Source organism: Paractinoplanes pyxinae (assembly GCF_026626335.1).
GTDB lineage: Bacteria > Actinomycetota > Actinomycetes > Mycobacteriales > Micromonosporaceae > Actinoplanes > Actinoplanes pyxinae.
The window spans coordinates 191,507-214,225 of sequence record NZ_JAPNTZ010000011.1; the positions used below are offsets into that span (position 1 = coordinate 191,507).

General features: G+C 70.4%; 21 protein-coding genes. 19 read left to right on the forward strand and 2 right to left on the reverse strand.

Annotated features, from left to right (window positions below; genetic code table 11):
- The first annotated feature begins 11 nt into the window (after window positions 1-11).
- From OWR29_RS30175 to OWR29_RS30215, 9 genes are all read left to right on the forward strand, one after another.
- Window positions 12-287, forward strand: coding sequence for a hypothetical protein (locus OWR29_RS30175; RefSeq protein WP_267566722.1), 276 nt, complete (start codon window positions 12-14; stop codon window positions 285-287).
- Window positions 284-2,968: an alanine--tRNA ligase gene (gene alaS, locus OWR29_RS30180; protein WP_267566723.1), complete on the forward strand. Its 2,685-nt coding sequence runs from the start codon at window positions 284-286 to the stop codon at window positions 2,966-2,968. Before OWR29_RS30175 ends, alaS begins: the two co-directional genes overlap by 4 nt.
- A gap of 23 nt (window positions 2,969-2,991) precedes the next feature.
- Entirely contained in the window at window positions 2,992-3,450 is a 459-nt protein-coding gene (gene ruvX, locus OWR29_RS30185; protein ID WP_267566725.1) for a Holliday junction resolvase RuvX, read from the forward strand.
- Window positions 3,447-4,643 carry an endolytic transglycosylase MltG gene (gene mltG / locus OWR29_RS30190; RefSeq protein WP_267566727.1) on the forward strand — a complete coding sequence of 399 codons (1,197 nt, stop codon included), beginning with the start codon at window positions 3,447-3,449 and terminating at the stop codon, window positions 4,641-4,643. The genes ruvX and mltG overlap by 4 nt, the downstream gene beginning before the upstream one ends.
- 10 nt (window positions 4,644-4,653) lie before the next feature.
- Complete coding sequence (locus OWR29_RS30195; protein WP_267566729.1) at window positions 4,654-5,493, forward strand: shikimate dehydrogenase; 840 nt, start codon at window positions 4,654-4,656, stop codon at window positions 5,491-5,493.
- Between the two features lie 99 nt (window positions 5,494-5,592).
- Window positions 5,593-6,771, forward strand: coding sequence for a chorismate synthase (gene aroC, locus OWR29_RS30200; protein ID WP_267566731.1), 1,179 nt, complete (start codon window positions 5,593-5,595; stop codon window positions 6,769-6,771).
- Complete coding sequence (locus OWR29_RS30205) at window positions 6,771-7,274, forward strand: shikimate kinase (protein WP_267566733.1); 504 nt, start codon at window positions 6,771-6,773, stop codon at window positions 7,272-7,274. Before aroC ends, OWR29_RS30205 begins: the two co-directional genes overlap by 1 nt.
- A gap of 28 nt (window positions 7,275-7,302) precedes the next feature.
- On the forward strand, window positions 7,303-8,253 hold the full coding sequence (locus OWR29_RS30210) for an NADP-dependent oxidoreductase (RefSeq protein WP_267566734.1): 951 nt from the start codon (window positions 7,303-7,305) through the stop codon (window positions 8,251-8,253).
- Window positions 8,254-8,266: 13 nt separating this feature from the next.
- Window positions 8,267-10,120, forward strand: coding sequence for an ATP-binding protein (locus tag OWR29_RS30215; protein WP_267566735.1), 1,854 nt, complete (start codon window positions 8,267-8,269; stop codon window positions 10,118-10,120).
- Here OWR29_RS30215 and OWR29_RS30220 read toward each other — a convergent pair.
- Window positions 10,111-10,809, reverse strand: a complete 699-nt coding sequence (locus OWR29_RS30220) for a type II toxin-antitoxin system CcdA family antitoxin (RefSeq protein WP_267566737.1) — start codon at window positions 10,807-10,809, stop codon at window positions 10,111-10,113. The genes OWR29_RS30215 and OWR29_RS30220 overlap by 10 nt on opposite strands.
- 77 nt (window positions 10,810-10,886) lie before the next feature.
- Between OWR29_RS30220 and aroB the strand changes: the two genes are divergently transcribed.
- The 4 genes from aroB (at window position 10,887) to nusB (ending at window position 13,433) form a co-directional block, all read left to right on the forward strand.
- Window positions 10,887-11,948 (forward strand): 3-dehydroquinate synthase, encoded by a 1,062-nt coding sequence (gene aroB / locus OWR29_RS30225; RefSeq protein WP_267566739.1) that lies wholly within the window; start codon window positions 10,887-10,889, stop codon window positions 11,946-11,948.
- Window positions 11,945-12,373: a type II 3-dehydroquinate dehydratase gene (aroQ, locus tag OWR29_RS30230; protein ID WP_267566740.1), complete on the forward strand. Its 429-nt coding sequence runs from the start codon at window positions 11,945-11,947 to the stop codon at window positions 12,371-12,373. Before aroB ends, aroQ begins: the two co-directional genes overlap by 4 nt.
- A 66-nt stretch (window positions 12,374-12,439) precedes the next feature.
- Window positions 12,440-12,997, forward strand: coding sequence for an elongation factor P (gene efp, locus OWR29_RS30235; protein WP_267566741.1), 558 nt, complete (start codon window positions 12,440-12,442; stop codon window positions 12,995-12,997).
- Window positions 12,998-13,022: 25 nt separating this feature from the next.
- On the forward strand, window positions 13,023-13,433 hold the full coding sequence (nusB, locus tag OWR29_RS30240; protein ID WP_267566899.1) for a transcription antitermination factor NusB: 411 nt from the start codon (window positions 13,023-13,025) through the stop codon (window positions 13,431-13,433).
- A gap of 267 nt (window positions 13,434-13,700) precedes the next feature.
- Here the strand turns inward: nusB and bldD are convergent, their stop codons facing one another.
- On the reverse strand, window positions 13,701-14,189 hold the full coding sequence (gene bldD / locus OWR29_RS30245; RefSeq protein WP_020517563.1) for a transcriptional regulator BldD: 489 nt from the start codon (window positions 14,187-14,189) through the stop codon (window positions 13,701-13,703).
- A 291-nt stretch (window positions 14,190-14,480) separates the two neighbouring features.
- Here bldD and pyrR point away from each other — a divergent pair, with 291 nt between their 5' ends.
- From pyrR to OWR29_RS30275, 6 genes are read left to right on the forward strand one after another with little or no spacing between them, the layout of a single operon-like run.
- Window positions 14,481-15,044, forward strand: a complete 564-nt coding sequence (gene pyrR, locus OWR29_RS30250) for a bifunctional pyr operon transcriptional regulator/uracil phosphoribosyltransferase PyrR (protein WP_267566744.1) — start codon at window positions 14,481-14,483, stop codon at window positions 15,042-15,044.
- Window positions 15,041-15,964 (forward strand): aspartate carbamoyltransferase catalytic subunit, encoded by a 924-nt coding sequence (locus tag OWR29_RS30255; protein ID WP_267566745.1) that lies wholly within the window; start codon window positions 15,041-15,043, stop codon window positions 15,962-15,964. Before pyrR ends, OWR29_RS30255 begins: the two co-directional genes overlap by 4 nt.
- Window positions 15,961-17,226, forward strand: a complete 1,266-nt coding sequence (locus OWR29_RS30260) for a dihydroorotase (protein ID WP_267566746.1) — start codon at window positions 15,961-15,963, stop codon at window positions 17,224-17,226. Before OWR29_RS30255 ends, OWR29_RS30260 begins: the two co-directional genes overlap by 4 nt.
- Window positions 17,223-18,371 (forward strand): glutamine-hydrolyzing carbamoyl-phosphate synthase small subunit, encoded by a 1,149-nt coding sequence (gene carA, locus OWR29_RS30265; RefSeq protein ID WP_267566747.1) that lies wholly within the window; start codon window positions 17,223-17,225, stop codon window positions 18,369-18,371. Before OWR29_RS30260 ends, carA begins: the two co-directional genes overlap by 4 nt.
- 2 nt (window positions 18,372-18,373) lie before the next feature.
- Entirely contained in the window at window positions 18,374-21,688 is a 3,315-nt protein-coding gene (gene carB, locus OWR29_RS30270; protein WP_267566748.1) for a carbamoyl-phosphate synthase large subunit, read from the forward strand.
- A complete protein-coding gene (locus OWR29_RS30275; protein WP_267566749.1) occupies window positions 21,685-22,713 on the forward strand; it encodes a quinone-dependent dihydroorotate dehydrogenase in 1,029 nt (342 codons plus the stop codon). Before carB ends, OWR29_RS30275 begins: the two co-directional genes overlap by 4 nt.
- The last annotated feature ends 6 nt before the right edge of the window (window positions 22,714-22,719 follow it).

The following is a 22,719-nucleotide window of genomic DNA, read 5'->3' on the forward strand; positions in this document are numbered from 1 at the left end:
AACCACCCGCTATGAAGCGGCTCCTCTGGCTGGGCGTGGGCCTGGCCGTCGGCGCGATCGTCGTCCGCAAGCTCACCCAGAAGGCCAACGAGTTCACCCCCACCGGCATCGCCACCTCCGTCTCGCAATCCGCTGGCGGCCTGGTCGAGTCGGTGCGTAGCTTCGTGGATGACGTCCGCGTGCTCGCGGCTGATCGCGAGGAACAGATCAACGAGGCTTTCGCCAAGGGTGAGCTGTACGTGGACGAGGACGAGGACGGCCAGGACGGCCAGGAGGGGAACCGATGAAGACGGCGGAGATCAAGCGGCGCTATCTGGCGCATTTCGAGGCCAACGGGCACACGGTCGTGCCGAGTGCCCCGCTGCCCGCTATCGACGACCCGAACCTGCTGTTCATCAACGCCGGCATGGTGCAGTTCGTGCCGTACTTCCTGGGTCAGCGCACCCCGTCGTTCAAGCGCGCGGTCAGCGTGCAGAAGTGCATCCGCACGCCCGACATCGACGAGGTCGGCAAGACGTCCCGGCACGGCACGTTCTTCCAGATGAACGGCAACTTCTCGTTCGGCGACTACTTCAAGGAAGGCGCGATCAAGCTCGCCTGGGAGCTGGTGACCAACCCGGTCGCCCAGGGTGGCTACGGTCTCGACCCCGAGCGCATCTGGCCCACCGTCTACCTCGACGACGACGAGGCGTACGGGTTCTGGAAGGCGATCGGCGTGCCCGAGGCGCGCATCGTGCGCCGCGACAAGAAGGACAACTACTGGTCGATGGGCATCCCCGGCCCGGCCGGCCCGTGCTCCGAGATCTTCTACGACCGTGGCCCCGAGTACGGCCGTGAGGGTGGCCCGGCGGTCGACGAGGACCGCTACATGGAGATCTGGAACCTGGTCTTCATGCAGTACGAGATCACCGACGTCCGCTCGAAGACCGACTTCACCGTGGTCAGCGAGCTGCCGAACAAGAACATCGACACCGGCATGGGCCTCGAGCGGGTGGCCTCGGTGCTGCAGGGCGTCGACAACCTGTACGAGATCGACGAGGTCCGCCCGATCCTGGCCCGCGCGGCCGAGATGACCGGCAAGCAGTACGGCGCCCACTCCGGTCACGTCGCCGGCGAGTCCCACCCGGACGACGTACGCCTGCGGGTGATCGCCGACCACGTGCGCACCGCGCTCATGCTGATCGGCGACGGCGTCACGCCCAGCAACGAGGGCCGTGGTTACGTGCTGCGCCGGATCATGCGCCGGGCCATCCGCGCGATCCGCCTGCTGGGCTGGCAGGCGCCGGCGCTGCCCGAGCTGCTGCCGGTGGCGCGCGACTGCATGGCGCCCTCGTACCCCGAGCTGGCCGAGGAGTTCGGCCGGATCTCCACGTACGCGTACGCCGAGGAGGACGCGTTCCTGTCCACGCTGCGCGCGGGCACGACGATCCTGGACACGGCGATTACCGACACGCGAGCCAAGGGCGGTAAAGCGCTCAGCGGCGACAAGGCGTTCCAGCTGCACGACACGTACGGCTTCCCGATCGACCTGACCCTCGAGATCGCGCAGGAGCAGGGCCTGGAGGTCGACCAGGAGGGCTTCCGGCGGCTCATGGCCGATCAGCGGTCGCGGGCCAAGGCCGACGCGGCGGCGCGCAAGACCGGCCATGCCGACCTCTCGGCGTACCGGAACGCTCTTGATCTTGGTGGTCCGGTCGAGTTCACCGGCTACCAGGAGGTGCAGCGGGAGTCCCGCGTGCGCGCCCTGATCGGCGGCAGCGGCGCGGTCGAGGTGGCCGGCGAGGGTGACTTCGTCGAGCTGGTTCTCGACACCACCCCGTTCTACGCCGAGGGCGGTGGCCAGCAGGCCGACACCGGCGTCATCAAGGTCGGCGGCGGCCAGCTCGAGATCGTCGACGTCCAGCAGCCCATCCCGGGCCTGATCGTGCACAAGGCGCGGGTCATCCGGGGCGAGGTGCGCACGGGCGAGTCGGCCGAGGCCGAGATCGACGTGACCCGCCGCAAGGCGATCTCGCGCTCGCACACGGCGACCCACCTGATCCACCAGACGATGCGCGCCTTCCTGGGCGAGTCGGCGACCCAGGCCGGCTCGTTGAACGCGCCGGGCCGCCTGCGGTTCGACTTCAACACGCCGGGGGCCGTCTCGCCCGCGGTGCTGAACGACGTCGAGCAGCAGGTCAACGAGGTGCTGCTGCGTGACCTCGAGGTGCACGCGTTCATCACCTCCCAGGAGGAAGCGCGCCGGCTGGGCGCGATGGCTCTCTTCGGTGAGAAGTACGGCGATGAGGTCCGAGTGGTTGAAGTCGGCGACTACGCGCGTGAGCTCTGCGGCGGCACGCACGTGGCCCGTTCGGGCCAACTCGGCCTGGTGAAGATCCTCAACGAGTCGTCGATCGGTTCCGGCGTACGCCGTGTCGAGGCGCTCGTCGGCATCGACGCGTTCGGTTTCCTGGCCAAGGAACACCTGCTGGTCAGCCGCCTGGCCGAGCTGTTCCGGGTGCCCGGCGACCAGGTCGCCGACCGGGTCGAGCAGACGGTCACCGCGCTGCGCGACGCCGAGAAAGAGCTCGAGAAGATGCGCGCCCAGATGGTGCTGGGCGGTGCGGGCGCGCTCGCGGGTCAGGCGAAGGATCTGCGCGGTGTGGCGTTCGTCGGCACCGAGGCTCCCGAGGGCGCTGCGGGCAACGACGTGCGTACCCTTGCGCAGGAGATTCGCGGCAAGATCGACGCGGCCCGGCCCGCGGTGGTCGCGGTGGCGGCCCGCTCGAACGGCAAGGCGTCGCTGATCGTGGCGCTCAACGCGGCGGCGAAGGGTCGCGGGCTGTCCGCGGCCGATCTGGTCAAGGGCGCGCTGTCCGGCCGGGGTGGCGGCAACGCCGACCTGGCCCAGGGCGGCGGTCTGCCGGCCGACCAGGTGCCGGTGCTCTTGGCGGCGGTCGAGAAGGCGGTCGGAGAGGCTGCCGGCTGACGGAAACTACGGAGGGTGGCCGGATGAGCGCACTGTCGCGGGGTAGGCGACTGGGCGTCGATGTCGGTAAGGTGCGCGTCGGGGTCGCGATCAGTGACCCTGACGGGATCCTGGCCACCCCCCTGGTCACGGTGCCCCGTGACATGGGCGCGGCAGCCGATGCCGTGCCCGGCGACATAGCTGAGCTCGTCCGCCTCGTGGGGGAACACGAGGTGGTGCAGATCGTGGTGGGGCTCCCGGTACGCCTGAACGGTGCCGAGGGACCTGCCGCCATCGACATTCGCGCGTACGCCGGGCGACTGGCGTCGGCCGTCGGCGAAGTGCCGATCGTGCTGAACGACGAACGGATGTCGACCGTGGTCGCGACCCGTAGGCTGGCCGAGCGTGGCGTACGGGGAAAGCGCCAACGGGCGGTCGTCGACCAGGCGGCCGCGGTGGAGATCCTGCAGAGCTGGCTGGACGCGCAGCGGAGGCAGAGATGATCGACGAGCTGGACCTGGCGTTCGACGAGCATGCCGAGAAGGGCAAGCCTCGTCACCGGCGGGGCGCCCGGGGTGCCAAGAAGGGCTCGGGTAAGTCCGGCATCGCCTTTGTGATGGCTTTTGTCCTGCTGGCCGCGCTCGGCGGTGGCGTCTACTTCGGCTACAACAAGGTGAAGGGCTTCTTCACCGCGGCCGACTACGACGGGGCCGGCGGCGAGGCCGTCCAGGTCACCATCGAGAAGAACGCGACACTGACCGACATCGGCAACACGCTGGTCGAGTCCGACGTCGTCAAGAGCACCAAAGCCTTCGTGAACGCGGCGGACGAGAACCCCAAGGGCAAGAACATCCAGTCCGGCACGTACAACATGAAGAAGCAGATGTCGGCCGAGAGCGCCGTTACGCTGCTGCTCGACCCGAAGACGCGCGTCACCCGCGGGGTCACGCTGCGCGAGGGTCTGACCATGATGCAGACGTTCGACCTGCTCTCCAAGGCCACCAAGATCCCGGTCGACGACTTCGTCCAGGCCGCCAAGGACCCGGAAGACCTGGGCGTGCCCGACTTCTGGTTCAACCGGCGCGACAACAAGCAGGCCAAGAAGTCGGTCGAGGGCTTCCTGTTCCCGGACACGTACGAGTTCGACCCCAAGCTCGACGCCAAGGGCGTTCTCGAGGTGATGGTGGCCAAGTTCCTGGCCACGACCGAGGAGCTCGGCTTCGTCGACACGGTGCAGAAGAACCTGTCGGTCTCGCCGTTCGAGGCGCTGATCGTGGCCTCGCTGGCCCAGGCCGAGTCGGGCGCCGCGCCGGACACCCCCAAGATCGCCCGGGTGGCCTACAACCGCACGTACAAGCAGAAGCCGCCGATGCCGCTGCAGTTCGACGTCACCGCGAACTACTGGCTGCAGCTCAAGGGCAGCGCGGCCAAGCACTCCGGCCAGCTGTCGGCGGCCGAGCTGAACGACCCGAAGAACCCGTACAACTCGGTGAGCCAGGCCGGTCTGACCCCCGGCCCGATCGACAACCCGGGCCGGGCCGCGCTCGAGGCGGCGATGAAGCCCGCCACCGGCCCCTGGCTGTTCTTCGTGGCCGTCGACAAGAAGGGCAACTCGGCCTTCGCCGTCACCGACGCCCAGCACGAGGCCAACATCGACCGCGCGTGCGCCAACGGCATCAAGCTGCAGTGCGACTAACCTGGTCGGCGTGAATCCGACCCGCCGGGCCGCCGTGTGCGGCATGCCGATCGCCCATTCGCTGTCGCCGGTGATCCACAACGCGGGCTTCGCGGCGGCGGGATTGGCGGACTGGTCGTACTCGGCCGTCGAGTGCGATTCGGCCGATCTGGCGGCGCTGGTGGGCGGGCTCGGGCCGGAATGGGCCGGGTTGTCGCTGACCATGCCGCTCAAGGAAGAGGCTCTGCGCCTGGCCGCGGCGGCGACTCCGGTCGCGGTCGCGATCGGTGCGGCCAACACGCTCGTACGGCGTGACGACGGCACCTGGCAGGCCGACAACACCGACGTGGCCGGCATGGTGCGCGTGCTTCGCGAGGCCGGGCTCAAACCGGCCCCGTCGGTGGCCGTGCTCGGCGGGGGCGGCACCGCCCGGGCCGCGCTCGCGGCGGCCGCCCAGTTCGGCGCCTCGGCGGTGTCGGTGGTGACCCGCCGGACGGCCGCCTACGAAGAGCTGGCGCCCGCGGCCGCCGCCCTCGGGGTCACCATGATCGCCGTGCCCTGGCAGCGCGCGCCCGAGGCGTTCGAGGCCGACGCGGTCATCTCCACGGTGCCCAAGGGCGCGGCCGATCACCTGGCCGATGCGGTGGCGTGGCGCGACGGCACGGTGCTGTTCGACGCCATCTACGACCCCTGGCCGACCCCCCTGGCCGCGGCTGCGCAGGCTCACGCCGTACCCGTGATCTCGGGTCTGGATCTTCTGCTGGCCCAGGCGCTGAGCCAGTTCGAGCAGTTCACCGGCGTCACCCCGGCCCCGGAAGACGCCATGCGCGCCGCCCTCTTCGAGGCGGCCGCCGCCCGAGCCGCAGGATGAGCCCCGTCGATGCCGAGCCACTCGGGGCGGGCATTCCGGAAAGCGGGACGGCGGCAGGCCTGCGTCGGCCGGTGTCGGCGGCGTGCCAGACTGTGACCCGTGTTGCGCTGGCTTACCGCAGGTGAATCGCACGGACCCGCCCTTGTCGCCCTGCTCGAGGGGGTGCCCGCCGGGGTCGAGGTGACGACGGCCGAGATCGGGCGTGACCTCTCGCGCCGCCGGCTGGGCTATGGCCGCGGCGCCCGCATGAAGTTCGAGCAGGACGTCGTCGAGGTCATCGGCGGCATCCGGCACGGGCTCACGCTGGGCAGCCCCGTCGCGATCCGGGTGGCCAACAGCGAGTGGCCCAAGTGGGAAACCGTGATGGCGGCCGACCCGGTCCCGCAGGACGAGCTGGACGCGCAGGCCCGCAACGCCCCGCTCACCCGCCCCCGGCCCGGTCACGCCGACCTGGCCGGCATGCAGAAGTACGGCCACACCGACGCCCGCCCGATCCTCGAGCGGGCCAGCGCCCGCGAGACGGCGGCCCGGGTCGCCGTCGGCGTGGTCGCCAAGAACCTGATCAAGCAGGCGCTCGGCATCGAGGTCGTCTCGCACGTCATCGAGCTGGGCTCGGTCGCGGCCAAGAGCGGCCTGATCCCCACCCCCGAGGACGCCGACCGCATCGACGCCGATCCGCTGCGCTGCCTCGACCCCGAGGCCAGCGCCCGCATGGTGGCCGAGGTCGACGCGGCCAAGAGCGACGCCGACACGCTGGGCGGCATCGTCGAGGTGCTGGCCTACGGCGTGCCTCCGGGTCTGGGTTCGCACGTGCAGTGGGACCGCAAGCTGGACTCGCGTCTGGCCGCCGCCCTCATGTCGATCCAGTCGGTGAAGGGCGTCGAGATCGGCGACGGCTTCACCCAGGCCCGTTCGCGCGGCTCGGTGGCCCACGACGAGATCGTGCCGACGGCCGACGGCGCGAAGCGGGTGACCGATCGGGCCGGCGGCCTCGAGGGCGGCATCACCAACGGCGAGCCCTTGCGCGTACGCGCCGCTCTCAAGCCGATCTCGTCGCTCAACCGCGCTCTGCAGACGATCGACGTGACCACCGGCGAGCCCGCAACCGCGATCAACCAGCGCTCCGACGTCGTAGCCGTGCCGGCCGGCGCCATCGTGGCCGAGGCGATGGTCGCGCTGGTGCTGGCCGAGGCCGCGGTCGAGAAGTTCGGCGGCGACTCGGTGGCCGAGATCCGGCGCAACCTGGCCGGCTACCTCGACACCCTGGTCATCCGCTGATGGCCCCGCGCGCGGTCTTCGTCGGCGCGCCCGGCGCCGGCAAGTCGACGATCGGCGCCGCGGTCGCCGACCTGCTGGGAACACCTTTCGCCGACGCCGACACGATCATCGAGCAGCGCGCCGGCAAGCCGATCCCCGAGATCTTCATCGACGACGGCGAGGACGCCTTCCGCGCGATGGAACGCGAGACGATCGCCGCCGCGCTCGAGGAGTTCGACGGCATCCTGGCCCTGGGCGGCGGAGCCATCCTGCACGACGGCACCCGCGAGCTGCTGAAGAAGCACACCGTGGTCTACCTGTCGGTCGACTTGAGCGACGCTGTCAAGCGGGTCGGCCTGGGCGCGGGCCGCCCGCTGCTGGCCATCAACCCCCGGGCCACCCTCAAATACCTGCTCGATCAGCGCCGCCCCCTCTATGCCGAGGTCGCCACCCACACGGTGAAGACCGACGGCCGCGAGCCGGGCGAAATTGCGACGGAGGTCGCATCCCTGCTGCGGGGCTGATTCCCGGCGGCGGGAGAAGACTGATCGCATGACACGTGCGGTGCGATTCGATCAGTACGGCGACGTGGACGTTCTGCGCATTGACGATGTGGAACGGCCCTCGCCCGCCGCCGACCAGGTCCTCGTCGAGGTGGTCGCGGCCGGCATCAATCCCGGCGAGAATTCGATCCGGTCGGGTTTGCTGCACGAGATGTGGCCCGCGACCTTCCCGTCCGGCCAGGGCAGCGACTTCGCCGGCCGGGTGGTCGAGGTGGGCGGTTCGGTCGGCGAGTTCGCCGTCGGTGACGAGGTGCTGGGCTGGTCGGACTGGCGGTCGTCGCAGGCCGAATACGTGGTGGTGCCGGCCGACCACCTGACCCGCAAACCGGCCGCACTCGACTGGATCCGGGCCGGCGGCCTCTTCGTGGCGGGCGTGACCGCGTACGCGTCAGTTCGCGCCGTTCAGCCCAAAGAGGGCGAGACCGTCGTGGTGAGCGGTGCGGCCGGCGGGGTCGGGTCGCTGACCGCTCAGCTGGCGCGGAACACCGGCGCGCACGTCATCGGCGTCGCGAGCGGGGCCAACGCGGCCTGGTTGCGCAGCATCGGGGTCACTCCGGTGGCGTACGGCGACGGGCTGGCCGACCGTCTGCGGGCCGCAGCCCCCGACGGCATCGACGCGTTCATGGACACGTACGGCCAGGGCTACGTCGACCTGGCCGTCGAGCTCCAGGTCGATCCGGCCCGGGTGAACACGATCATCGACTACGCCGCCGCGCAGAAGGCCGGGGCCAAGGCCGAGGGCAGCTCCACGGCCAGCGACGCCGAGATCCTGGCGTTCGTGGCCGGCGAGGTGGCCTGGGGCCGCGTGCTGATGCCGATCGCCGCCATCTATCCGCTGGACTCCGTGCGCGAGGCCTACACCGAGCTGGCCGCCCGTCACACCCGCGGCAAGATCGTGCTGTCCACCGAGCTGGCGGCGAATGCGGGCCGCGTTTCCTGAGTACTGTGCGCCCATGGGCGTCGATCTGCGGGTGCGGCCGGAGCTGCTGAAAGAGCTCCGTCGCCGCGCCCGCGGGCTGGTCTTCGTGGTGGGCGAGCGCGGCAGCGGCCGGACGGCGACCTTGACCGCGTTCGCCGACGAGCTGTCCCGGCGCGAGGACCCGCCGGTGGTGGTGAAGTACCGGTTCTCGGGCGAGCCGGCCGCGCGGATGGGCGCCGACCTGCTCGATCAACTGGGCGCGGGGCCGCTGGCCGGCCGGCGGCTGGACGAGCCGGGCGACCTGCTGGCCATGCTGCGGATAGCCACCCGCGCCGGGCCGGTGGTGTGCCTGTTCGACGACTTCTCGCGGGCCGACCTGGTCTGGTGGCGGTTGTTCCTGCGCGACGGCGCGGCCGAACTGGCCCGGATGCCGCTGCTCATGGTGGCGACGCTCGACGCGGGCGGCTCATCGCTGGTGCGGCACGAGGATCTGGCCGGCCCGCTCGATTCGTGGTTCGCGACGACCGTACGGCTGGAACCGGTGCCCGCGGCCGAGCTGGAGGCGCATGCCGGACGCATCGCGGAGCCCCTGCGCAGCGACGTGATCAACCTGGTCGGTGGGTGCGCGAGCCGCGTACAAGACCTCTGGCAAGAGCTATTGGACGAAGGCGCGATCGAGTCCGAGCAGGGCGAGTGGCGCTGGCGCTGGGGTGACCCCGCGGATTACCCGGCATACGTCCGCGAGGTGTTCGACCGGCGGATCCGCGAGTGCTGCGCGACGCCGGAGCAGCGCGCCCTGGCCTGGGCCGTCGTGCGGATGGCGGCGGTCGAGGGCGTCGAGTTCACCCCGGCCGCGGTGGCCGTCGCCCTGCACCGGCTCGGGCTCTCCGGCTGCGACGACGTGGACGAGGTCGTCGAGTTCATCGACGAGGCGCTGGGCGACTCGGCTCTGATCGAGATGGACGAGATCGCCTGGTGCTGGCGGGACAGGTACGCGTACCGGGCCCGCTTCTCGCATCGAGGACACGCGGAGGCGTTGCGTCGCTTCGGACTGGGTGACGAGCAGAGGCGCTGGGCGGCGGCTCTAGTTCACGCGCTGGAGGAGATCTACGCGGGGGCGACGGACCGGATCGCGCCGGTGCTGGCCGACGTCTGGACGCTGGCGGCCGAACCTGAGCGGGCCGGGTACGCCGGCAATCTCACCGAGCGGCGGCTGCGCGGGCTGCTGCGGGACGAGGCGGCCGAGCCCTTCGATCACCTCATCCACGCCGATCACCTGCTGCGACGGGCCGCCGCCGAACCTTGGCAAGCCCTTGAACTGACCAAAAGCGCATTGCGTACGGCGGAAAGGTCCGGATCGCCGCCGGCGATCACGACGGCGCTGGTGGCCGTGGCCCGGTCGTTGCAGTCACTCGGAAGGTTCGCCGAGGCCCTGCCGTACGCGGTCCGGGCCGGCGCCGACTGGAACGCGCGGGCGTGCCGGGCCGCCTGCCACGTCGCGATCGCCGAGAACGGTGATCTGCCCCGAGCCGCCCGGATCAGCGACGAGTTGCTGGCCGCGGCCGGCTCGCCGGAGCAACGGCGTACCGCCCGGTCGCTTCGGGCCCAGGCCCGGGCGGCCGAGTTGTACGGCACGGGCGCGCTGACCGAGGCTCGGGAGGCGTTGCTGGCCGCCCCGGACGCGAGCTGTCTGCGGCTTCTGCGGACGATTGCCGACCGACGGGGCGAGACGACGATCGCCGAGGAACTGGCCCACCTGATGATCGTGCTGGCTTGGGACGAGCCGCAGCGCCGGGCCCGCGCCGAGCAGGACGCCGAGGTCGCGCGGCTGTCGGCGGCGCTCGACGACCTCGGCGGCTTTCTGCGCGAGCTGCACGGTCAGGCCTGACGCTCCAGCCGCTCGATGCGTTCGATCAAAGGCGCCAGTTCCTGTCGTACGGCGGTCAGCAGGTCCGGCGCTGGGCCGGTGTTCGCCCGCAGGTGTGCATAGCCGGTCAGCGCGGCCGCCACCGCGCGCCGGGTGGCCTTCGGGTCGAGTCCGCGCGAGCGCAGCAGCTCGCCGGCCGCCCCGTCGGGCTCGGCGGCCAGCGCGATCAGCAGGTGCTCGCAACCCACATAGTTGTTGCCCAGCCCGAGCGCCTCGCCCGCCGCCAGCTCCAGGGCGGCCGCGGCTTTGGGACTGAACCGCAAGCCGTCCACATCGGCGCCCGGCTCCCGGGTGGACGGCGCGGTGAGCGTGGCCGGGCTGATGTCCATCGCGGTCAGCAGTTGCAGGGCCAAGTTGCTGCCCTCGGCCAGCATGCCGTGCAGCAGGTCGCCGGTGGTGACGGTGGAGGCGCCGGCTGCCTGGGCTCGTTCGGCGGCCAGGGTGAGCACGGTGACCAGGCGGCCGGTAAGGCTCGGGAACTGTTCGGCCAGCGCCGCCGCGTCGACGTCGGTGAGCACGGCCTGGCGGATCGCGGTGATCCGGCGGACGGCCTGGTCGAGCGCGCGCTGGCAGACGGCGCTGACCGGGACGCCGGTCTCGCGGACGGCTTCGGCCAGGTCGTCGGGCAGGTAAACGTTGATTTTCGGCATGCGTCAGTTGTAACCCCGGTGGGGGCATAAAGATATAACCCCATTTTCGTACGATCGGCGGCCGCTAAGGTTTCCGCGTGGTGACACGTGTTCGGGTGAGCGGTGACCGTGCGTACGACGTGCTCGTCGGTCGTGACCTGGCGGGCGAGCTGCCGTCGCTGATCGAGGGCGCGGCTCAGATGGCGGTGCTGTTCGCCGCGCCGCTGCGCGAGCAGGCGGCCCGGGTGGCCGAGGCGGCCGGGGTGCCCGCGGTGCTGATCGAGGTGCCCGACGCCGAGCGCGGCAAGACCGTCCAAGTCGCCGCCATGTGCTGGGACGAGCTGGGCCGGCACAATTTCACTCGTACGGACGTGGTGGTCGGCGTCGGCGGCGGCGCGGTCACCGATCTGGCCGGCTACGTCGCCGCCAGTTGGCTGCGCGGGGTGCGCTGGGTGCCCTGCTCGACGTCGCTGCTCGGCATGGTCGACGCGGCCGTGGGCGGCAAGACGGGTGTCAACATCGACGCCGGCAAGAACCTGGTCGGGGCGTTCCACCCGCCGGCCGGGGTGCTGTGCGACCTCGACTCGCTGCGCACGCTGCCCGCCGACGACCTGCTGGCCGGCCTGGCCGAGGTGATCAAGTGCGGCTTCATCGCCGACCCGGTCATCCTCGACCTGATCGAGGGCGACCCGGCCGCCGCCGTCGACCCCGACGGTCCGCTGCTGCGCGAGCTGGTCGAGCGGGCGATCCGGGTCAAGGCCGAGGTGGTCAGCGTCGACCTGAAAGAGTCGGGTCTGCGCGAGATCCTGAACTACGGCCACACGCTGGGCCACGCGATCGAGAAGCGCGAGAAGTACACCTGGAAGCACGGCCACGCCGTGTCGGTCGGCCTGATCTTCGCGGCGGCCTTGTCGCACCTGTCGGGCCGGCTCGACGGTACGACCGCCGAGCGCCACCGCGCGGTTCTGGAGGCGATGGGGCTCCCGACCTCGTATCCGGCCGAGGCGTGGCCCGAACTGCTGAGCGCCATGCGGGTCGACAAGAAGGCGCGGGCCGCCACGCTGCGCTTCGTGGTGCTGAGCGACCTGGCCAAGCCGGAAATTCTCACCGGGCCCGACGACGCGCTGCTCGAGCGCGCGTACGCGGAGGTGGCGCGATGATCTACGTGCTCAACGGTCCCAACCTGGGCCGCCTCGGCACCCGCGAACCCGCGGTCTACGGGTCGACCACGCACGCCGACCTCGAACGGCTGTGCCTCGAGACCGGCGAAAAGCTGGGGCTCGAGGTCGAGGTGCGCCAGACCGACGCCGAGCACGAGATGATCAAGTGGCTGCACGCGGCGGCCGACGAGGGCGCCGACGTGGTGCTCAACCCGGCCGCCTGGAGCCACTACAACATCGCGATCCGGGACGCGGCGGCCATGCTGCGCGGGCGGCTCGTCGAGGTGCACATCAGCAACATCCACACACGCGAGGAATTCCGGCATCATTCGGTCATCTCGGCCGTCGCCACCGGGGTCATCGCCGGATTGGGTGTCGATGGTTACCGTCTGGCGCTCGAGCACCTGGCCCGATTCGCCGCTTAGGCCATGACGTCGGTAAACTCGTTCGGTCACCGATAGCTTTCGCAGTCAGACAGGGCTTAAGAAAACATGGCTTCCACGAACGACCTGAAAAACGGCCTGGTGCTCAACCTCGACGGCGACCTCTGGTCCGTCGTGGAGTTCCAGCACGTCAAGCCGGGTAAGGGTGGGGCGTTCGTGCGCACCACGCTCAAGAACGTGCTCTCCGGCAAGGTCGTCGACAAGACCTTCAACGCCGGCACCAAGGTCGACACGGCCACGGTCGACAAGCGCACGATGCAGTACCTCTACCAGGACGGAGAGGACTTCGTCTTCATGGATCTGGACACGTTCGACCAGATCACCGTCCCCGCCGGCACCGTCGGCGAGAACGCGAACTACCTGCTGCCCGAGGCCGAGGCCACGGTCGCCACCCACGAGGGTGTGCCGCTCTACATCGAGCTGCCGACCAGCGTCTTCCTCGAGGTCACCTACACCGAGCCGGGCCTGCAGGGCGACCGCTCGACCGGCGGCACTAAGCCGGCCACGGTCGAGACCGGCGCCACGGTCAACGTGCCGCTGTTCATCACCACCGGTGAGAAGATCAAGGTCGACACCCGCGACGGCCGTTACCTCGGTCGTTCCTGAGATGGCCGAGGGTCCCAAGCTGCAGATGCCCGCGCGCCGCAAGGCGCGCAAACGGGCCCTCGACGTGCTCTACGAGGCCGACCTGCGTGACCTGCCGCCTCGGCAGGTGCTGGCGACCTACCTCGAGCGCATCGCGAAGCCGCACCCCGACCACCTCGACTACACGGTGAGCCTGGTCGAGGGCGTGGCCGAGCACCTCGACCGCATCGACGAGCTGATCGCCAGCTACGCCGAGGGCTGGACGATCGACCGCATGCCCGTGGTCGACCGCAACCTGGCCCGCATCGCCGTGTACGAGCTGCTCTACGTCTCCGAGATCGACGACCCGGTCGCGATCACCGAGGCGGTCGAGCTGGCCAAGCAGATGTCCACCGACGACAGCCCCCGCTTCCTCAACGGGATCCTGGGGCGGATCGCGGAGTTCGCCACCCGCTAGGTGTCACCGCGGGAGCCCCGGTCGCTGATGGTGATCGGGGCTTTCTGCTGCTCAAAAAACTTACCGTCCGCTGCTCGCCGATCACTGATCGCGCCAATTCCGGCAGTGGAGTCGATCTTCGTAGATGCGGCCGACACGATGGGTGATGTCGACCGGCGTACCGGGAAAGCGAAAAAGCCCGCGATCACCGCGGGCTTTTCGGTCTCGGGACGCGCCGGAGGTGGATGCCGGCGGGTCGGGGGATGGGGGATGTGTGGCGGGGGAAGATCAGCTGGCGAAGAAGGCCCGGGGGTCGGCCACGAGCACGCCCTGCTCGGTCAGGCGCTCGATGAGGCCGGACGGCGAGATGTCGTACACGATGGCCAGGGCCCGCAGGTCGTCGGCCCGGATGGACAGGACGCGGCCGTTGTAGTCACCGCGCTGCTGCTGGATGGCCCGGGCGTAACGCGCCACGTAGGCCAGGTCCTCGCCGGTGGTGTCGTACAGCTTCTCGAGGTCCAGCACGATCTTGTTGGTGGCCTCGAGCCGGACGCCGCTGCCGTCGGGCAGCAACTCCGAGACGGGCACCCGGTAGAAGTCGGCCAGCTCGGCCAGGCGCGAGACGGTGACGGCGCGGTCGCCGCGCTCGTACGAGCCCACCACGACGGCCTTCCACCGGCCGTTCGACTTCTCTTCCACACCCTGCAGGGACAGGCCCTGCTGCTGCCGGATGGAGCGCAGGCGCGCACCCAGCGACTTGGCATACTCAGACGGCATTGAAGAACACTCCCACTGTGCTGGCCCGGAGGGTTCCCCTCCGCGATCGCTACGCAGCGTGACGGTACGCAGTGAGCGACCCCTGGTCAAGTGTCGGTTACCTATGAGTCGCGCCGTGCCGGGTTGAGTTGTCGGATTAGTCCGGCGTGTGCGCCCGTCGGGCACGTCACCATGGTCATCGGCGCGGCCACTGGTAACGTAGCGTCAGCCATCGGGCTGGTTCCCCGTGGGGCCAGGCCCGCCAGACGTCCTTTAACGACCCGTCCCGTGAGGCGGGGAAGGGGGTCCGCCGTGGCACAGCCACGCGCCGACGCGTCCAGCAAGATCATCTTGAGTGCGTCCGACCTGCACCGGGTCGTCGACCGCATCGCCCACCAGATTCTCGAGAAGACCTCGGGCGCCACCGGCACCGTTCTTCTCGGCATCCCCACCCGCGGTGTTCCGCTGGCCGAGCGGCTGGCCGCCCGCATCCACGCCTTCGAGGGCATCGACATTCCGGTCGGCTCCCTCGACATCACCCTCTACCGCGACGACCTGCGGCTGCACGCCACCCGCGCGCTCGGCAAGACCGAACTGCCCGGCGGCGGCATCGACGGCCGGCGGGTCGTGCTCGTCGACGACGTGCTGTACAGCGGTCGCACCGTACGGGCCGCACTCGACGCCCTCAACGACGAAGGCCGGCCCAGTTCGGTGCAGCTCGCGGTGCTGGTCGACCGCGGCCACCGCCAGCTGCCGATCCGCGCCGACTACGTGGGCAAGAACATCCCGACCTCGCTGGCCGAGAGCGTCCGCGTCTCGCTGACCGAGATCGACGGCCTCGACGAGGTCAAGCTGACCGGGGGTGAGGACCAGTGATCAAGCACCTGCGCTCGGCGGCCGATCTGGACGCGCCCACCGCCACGCTGATCCTGGACACCGCGGGCGAGATGGCCGCGCTGGCCGGCCGCGAGGTCAAGAAGCTGCCGACGCTGCGCGGCCGCACCGTGGTCAACCTGTTCTACGAGGACTCGACCCGCACCCGCATCTCGTTCGAGGCGGCCGCCAAGCGCCTCTCGGCCGACGTCATCAACTTCTCGGCCAAGGGCTCCAGCGTCTCGAAGGGCGAGAGCCTGAAGGACACGGCGCTGACCCTGCAGGCCATGGGGGCCGACGCGGTCGTCATCCGGCACCCCGCCTCGGGCGCGCCGCACCGGCTGGCCGCCTGGGTCGACGGGTCGGTGGTCAACGCGGGCGACGGGACGCATGAGCACCCGACGCAGGCGCTGCTCGACGCGTACACCATGCGGTCGCGGCTCGGCCGGCTCGACGGTCTTCGCGTGGCGATCGTGGGTGATGTGCTTCACAGCCGGGTCGCCCGCTCGAACGTCCTGCTGCTCACGACGCTGGGCGCACAGGTCACGCTGGTCGGGCCGCCGACGCTGATCCCGGTCGACATCGCCGCCGCGCTCTCGCCGGCCACGAAAGTGTCGTACGACCTGGATAGCGTCCTGCCCGACATGGACGTCGTGATGATGCTTCGAGTGCAGACCGAGCGCATGCAGGACTCGTACTTCCCCTCGGCCCGGGAATACAGCCGCCGCTACGGTCTCGACCTGGCGCGCATGCGCAAGATGCCGGAGCACGCGATCGTCATGCACCCCGGCCCGATGAACCGCGGCATGGAGATCACCCCTGAGGTGGCCGACTCCTCCCGCTCCACGATCGTCGAACAGGTCGCCAACGGCGTCAGCGCCCGGATGGCTGTTCTCTATCTGCTTCTTGGGGGCAAGGCATGACCTCTTATCTGCTGCGCGGTGTCTCTCTGCTGGGCGCCGAACTGCGCGACGTGGCCATTGTCGACGGTCGCATTTCCGACAATGCTCCCGCCGATGCCGAAATCATCGACGCCGCGGGTCTGGTCGCGCTGCCGGGCCTGGTCGACCTGCACACCCACCTGCGCGAGCCCGGCCGCGAGGACGCCGAGACGGTCGAGACCGGCTCCCGGTCGGCCGCCCTCGGCGGTTACACCGCGGTCTTCGCGATGGCCAACACCTCGCCGGTGGCCGACACGGCCGGCGTGGTCGAGCAGGTCTGGCGGCTGGGCCGCGAGGCCGGGCTGGTCGACGTGCAGCCGATCGGCGCCGTCACCGTCGGGCTGGCCGGCAAGCAGCTGGCCGAGCTGGGTGCGATGGCGACCTCGGCCGCCAACGTGCGGATCTTCTCGGACGACGGCCACTGCGTCGCCGACCCGCGCCTGATGCGCCGCGCGCTCGAGTACGTGAAGGCGTTCGACGGGATCATCGCCCAGCACGCCGAGGAGCCCCGGCTCACCGAGGGCGCGCAGATGCACGAGGGCGAGGTCAGCACCCGCCTCGGCCTCACCGGCTGGCCCGCGGTGGCCGAAGAGGCGATCATCGCGCGCGACGTGCTGCTGGCCGAGCACGTCGGCAGCCGGCTGCACGTCTGCCACGTCTCGACGGCGGGCTCGGTCGAGGTGCTGCGCCAGGCCAAGGCCCGTGGCGTCCGCGTGACGGCCGAGGTCACACCGCACCACCTGCTGCTGACCGACGAACTGGCCGCCTCCTACGATCCGGTTTACAAGGTCAACCCCCCGTTGCGTACGGCGTCGGACGTCGAGGCGCTGCGGGCCGCACTGGTCGAGGGCGTGATCGACATCGTGGCCACCGACCACGCGCCGCACGCCGTCGAGGACAAGGAGTGCGAGTGGGCGTACGCCCGCCCGGGCATGGTGGGTCTCGAGACCGCCCTGCCGGTCGTGCTCTCCGTGCTGGGCGAGCGGTGGGATCTGATCGCCGAGCGCATGTCCCGCACTCCGGCGCGTATCGCGGGCCTGACCGGGCACGGCACCGACCTCGCGGTGGGCGAGCCGGCCAACCTCACGCTGGTGGATCCGTCCGCCCGGCGGGTAGTAGACCCTTCCGAGCTGGCGAGTCGCAGCCGCAACACACCGTACGCGGGCACCACCCTGCCGGGTCGCATCGTCGCGACCTTCCTCCGGGGAGAGCCGACGGTCCTGGATGGGAAGGCTGTTAAATGAGTACCCCCTTTTCTGATGCAGTACGGCGAAGCCGTTTAGGCAACTCAGCAATCCTCGTGCTGGAGGATGGCCGGACTTTCGTCGGCGAGGCCTACGGCGCGCTGGGCGAGACGTTCGGCGAGGCCGTCTTCACCACCGGCATGACCGGCTATCAAGAGACGCTGACCGATCCGTCGTACCACCGGCAGGTTGTCGTGCAGACCGCGCCGCAGATCGGCAACACCGGCGTCAACGAGGAGGACGACGAGTCCTCCAAGATCTGGGTCGCCGGCTATGTCGTCCGTGACCCCGCCCGCCGCCCCTCCAACTGGCGCTCGACCGGCGACCTGGGGGAGCGGCTGGCCGCCGAGGGAGTCGTCGGCATCAGCGGGATCGACACCCGGGCCCTCACCCGGCACCTTCGCTCGCGCGGGGCCATGCGGGTCGGCATCTCGTCGGTGGATCTCGATCCGCAGTCGCTGCTGACCCGGGTGCAGGCGGCCCCGCAGATGGTCGGCGCCGACCTGTCGGCCGAGGTCAGCACCTCGTCGCGCTACACCATCGAGGCCGTCGGCGAGCACCGCTACACCGTCGCCGCGCTCGACCTGGGCATCAAGCGCAACGTCACCCGGCGGCTCGCTGCGCGCGGCGTGACCACGCACGTCTTTCCGGCCTCGTCCTCGGTCGAGGATCTGCTCGCGGTGTCGCCCGACGCGGTGTTCTTCTCGCCCGGTCCCGGCGACCCGGCCACCGCCGACGGCCCGGTGTCGCTGGCCCAAGAGGTCATGCGCCGGCAGAAGCCGCTGTTCGGCATCTGCTTCGGCAGCCAGATCCTGGGCCGGGCGCTCGGCTTCGGCACCTACAAGCTGGGCTACGGCCACCGCGGCATCAACCAGCCGGTGCTCGATAAAACCACCGGCAAGGTCGAGGTGACCAGCCACAACCACGGCTTCGCGGTCGACGCGCCGCTCAACACCGTGATCGACACCGACTTCGGCGGGGTCGAGGTCTCGCACGTCTGCCTCAACGACAACGTGGTCGAGGGCCTGCGCGGCATCGAGGTGCCCGCGTTCACCGTCCAGTACCACCCCGAGGCGGCGGCGGGTCCGCACGACGCGGACTACCTCTTCGACCGGTTCGTCGAGCTCGTGGAACGGAAGGCCTGATCATGCCGAAGCGTGAAGATCTCAAGCATGTGATGGTGATCGGCTCCGGCCCGATCGTCATCGGCCAGGCCTGCGAGTTCGACTACTCCGGCACCCAGGCCTGCCGCGTCCTGCGGGCCGAGGGCATCCGGGTCTCGCTGGTCAACTCCAACCCGGCCACGATCATGACCGACCCCGAGTTCGCCGACGCCACCTATGTCGAGCCGATCACCCCGGAGTTCGTCGAGCTGGTCATCGCCAAGGAGCGCCCCGACGCGATCCTGCCCACGCTGGGCGGCCAGACCGCGCTCAACACCGCGATCGCGCTGCACGAGAGCGGCGTGCTCGAGAAGTACGGCGTCGAGCTGATCGGCGCCGACGTCGACGCGATCCGCCGCGGCGAGGACCGCCAGCTGTTCAAAGAGATCGTGGCCAAGGCCGGCGGCGAGACCCCGCGCTCGCGCGTGTGCCACTCGATGGACGAGGTCAAGGCCACAGTGGCCGACCTCGGCCTGCCGGTGGTCATCCGGCCCTCGTTCACCATGGGCGGCCTCGGTTCGGGCATGGCCCACACCGACGAGGACCTCGAGCGCATCGCCGGCGCCGGCCTGGCCGCCTCCCCGGTGCACGAGGTGCTGATCGAGGAGAGCGTGCTCGGCTGGAAGGAGTACGAGCTCGAGCTGATGCGCGACAAGCACGACAACGTCGTGGTCGTCTGTTCGATCGAGAACGTCGACCCGATGGGCGTGCACACCGGCGACTCGGTGACCGTGGCCCCGGCCATGACCCTCACCGACCGGGAGTACCAGAACCTGCGCGACCTCGGCATCGCCGTGCTGCGCGAGGTCGGCGTCGACACCGGCGGCTGCAACATCCAGTTCGCCATCAACCCCGACAACGGCCGCCTGGTCGTCATCGAGATGAACCCGCGCGTCTCGCGCTCGTCGGCGCTGGCGTCGAAGGCCACCGGTTTCCCGATCGCCAAGATCGCGGCCAAGCTGGCCATCGGCTACACGCTCGACGAGATCCCCAACGACATCACTCTCAAGACGCCGGCCGCCTTCGAGCCCGCGCTCGACTACGTGGTCGTGAAGATCCCGCGCTTCGCGTTCGAGAAGTTCCCCGGGGCCGACCCCGAGCTGACCACCACCATGAAGTCGGTCGGCGAGGCGATGTCCATCGGGCGCAACTTCGCCGAGGCGCTGAACAAGGCGATGCGGTCGCTGGAGACCTCCGCCGCGGGCTTCTGGACCGCTTCGGATAAATCAGACTCGCTGGAAGACGCGCTGGCCGCGTTGCGCATTCCGCACGACGGCCGGCTCTACACCGTCGAGCGGGCGCTGCGGCTGGGCGCCACCGTCGAGCAGGTGCACGAGGCCAGCGGGCGGATCGACCCCTGGTTCCTCGACGAGATCAAGGCGCTGGTCGACCTCCGTACGGAAATTCTCGACGCTCCCGTCCTCGACGCGGGACTGCTGCGCCGGGCCAAGCGCTCGGGCGTCTCCGACAAGCAGCTCGCGGCCCTGCGCCCCGAGTTCGCGGGCGAGGACGGCGTGCGTACGCTGCGGCACCGCCTCGGCATCCGGCCGGTCTACAAGACCGTCGACACCTGCGCGGCCGAGTTCGAGGCGGACACGCCCTACCACTACTCGACGTACGACGAAGAGACCGAGGTCGCGCCGTCCGACCGGCCCAAGGTGCTGATCCTGGGCTCGGGGCCGAACCGGATCGGCCAGGGCATCGAGTTCGACTACTCCTGCGTGCACGCCGTCATGGCTCTGCGCGGGGTCGGTTTCGAGACCGTGATGGTCAACTGCAACCCCGAGACGGTCTCGACCGACTACGACACGGCCGACCGGCTCTACTTCGAGCCGCTCACCTTCGAGGACGTCCTCGAGGTGTTCCACTCCGAGGACTCCAGCGGCAAGGCGGCCGGCGGTCCCGGCGTCATCGGCGTGATCGTGCAGCTGGGCGGTCAGACCCCGCTCGGCCTGGCCAACCGGCTCAAGGCCGCGGGCGTCCCGATCGTCGGCACCTCACCCGAGTCGATCGACCTCGCCGAGGACCGGGGCCTGTTCGGCGCGGTGCTGGCCAAGGCCGGCCTGCGCTCGCCCGAGCACGGCACCGCGACCAGCTTCGACGAGGCCAAAGAGATCGCCGACACGATCGGGTACCCGGTTCTGGTCCGCCCGTCCTATGTGCTCGGCGGCCGCGGCATGGAGATCGTCTACGACGAGCCGACGCTCAAGGGCTACATCGAGCGGGCCACCGAGATCTCGCCCGACCACCCGGTGCTGGTCGACCGGTTCCTCGACGACGCGGTCGAGATCGACGTCGACGCGCTGTGCGACGAGACCGGCCAGGTCTACCTGGGCGGCGTCATGGAACACATCGAGGAGGCCGGCATCCACTCCGGCGACTCGTCGTGCTCGCTGCCGCCGATCACCCTGGCCGGCTCGCACCTGGCCGAGGTGCGCCGCTACACCGAGGCGATCGCCCGCGGGGTCGGCGTGCGCGGCCTGCTCAACGTGCAGTACGCGCTCAAGGACGACACGCTCTACGTGCTCGAGGCCAACCCGCGCGCGTCGCGGACCGTGCCGTTCGTGAGCAAGGCGACAGCGGTGCCGCTGGCCAAGGCGGCCGCCCGCATCATGCTCGGCGCCACCATCGCCGAGCTGCGGGCCGAAGGGATGCTGCTGCCCGAGGGTGACGGCGGCACGGTTCCCGAGGGCGCGCCGATCGCCATCAAAGAGGCGGTGCTGCCGTTCAAGCGGTTCCGCACCCCGGCCGGCAAGGGCGTCGACAGCCTGCTCGGGCCCGAGATGAAGTCGACCGGCGAGGTCATGGGCATCGACGCCGGCTTCGGCCAGGCGTTCGCGAAGTCGCAGGCCGCGGCGTACGGGTCGCTGCCGACCGCCGGCAAGATCTTCGTGTCGGTGGCCAACCGGGACAAGCGGTCGATGGTCTTCCCGATCAAGCGGCTGGCCGACCTCGGCTTCACGATCGTCACCACGGCCGGCACCGGCGAGGTGCTGCGCCGCTACGGCGTCGTTTGCGAGATCGTCCCCAAGCACTACGAGAGCCCGGGCAAGAACGCGGTCGAGCTCATCCTGGCCGGCGAGATCGCGATGATCATCAACACGCCTCAGGGCTCGGGGGCCAGCGCCCGCTCCGACGGCTACGAGATCCGCAGCGCCGCCGTCACGGCCGACATCCCGAGCATCACCACGGTGCCCGGCGCGGCCGCCGCCGTGATGGGCATCGAGGCTCTGATGCGCGGCGACATGAGCGTCCGGCCCCTGCAGGAGCTGCACGCCGCCCTGCGAGGCACGAAGTGACCTTGTTCGAGTCCGCCGTCCGCCCGGTGCTGTTCCGGGTGGGCGGCGGGGACGCCGAGACGGCCCACGAGTTCACGCTGAACCGCCTGGCCCGGCTGCCCGGCCCGGTGCGGGCGGCCATGAAGGCCCGGTACGCGGTCGACGCCCCGGTCGAGGCGTTCGGCGTGCGCTTCCCCAATGCGGTCGGCCTGGCCGCCGGCATGGACAAGAACGGCCTGGCCCTGCCCGCGTGGCCGGCCCTCGGCTTCGGCTTCGTCGAGGTCGGCACGGTCACCGCGCACGCTCAGCCCGGCAACGACAAGCCGCGCCTGTTCCGCCTGCGCGACAGCGAGGCGATCATCAACCGGATGGGCTTCAACAACGCCGGGGCGGCGGCGCTGGCCGACCGGCTCGGGCGACTGGGCCCGATCGGGGTGCCGCTGGGCATCTCGCTCGGCAAGTCCAAGGTCACGCCGCTCGAGGGAGCGGTCGACGACTACCTGACGTCGCACCAGCTGCTGTATCCGTACGCGGACTACATCGCGGTCAACGTCTCGTCGCCTAACACGCCGGGGCTGCGCACGCTGCAGGACAAGAACGCGATCGCCGAACTGCTGACGGCCTTGGTCGGTCCCAAGCCCGTCCTGGTCAAAATCGCCCCTGACCTCACCGAGCCGGCCATCGCCGAACTGCTCGAGGTCTGCCTCAGCCACGGCGCGGCCGGGGTGATCGCCACCAACACGACGCTGTCCCGCGACGGGCTGGCCGCGGCCGACGTGTCCCGGGCCGGGGAGCCGGGCGGGCTGTCGGGGCGGCCACTGACCGAGAAGGCCCGCAAGGTCGTCCATTTCGTCCACACCGAGACCGGCGGCAAGCTGCCGATCATCGGGGTCGGCGGAGTGATGGACGCCGACGACGCGGCCCGTCTGTTCGACGCGGGCGCCTCGCTGGTGCAGCTCTACAGCGGCTTCATCTACAAGGGCCCGGCCCTGGTCCGCGCCTCGGCCGCCGCCCGCCGGTCGACGTCCTCGGCGGTCGCACGATGAACGGGC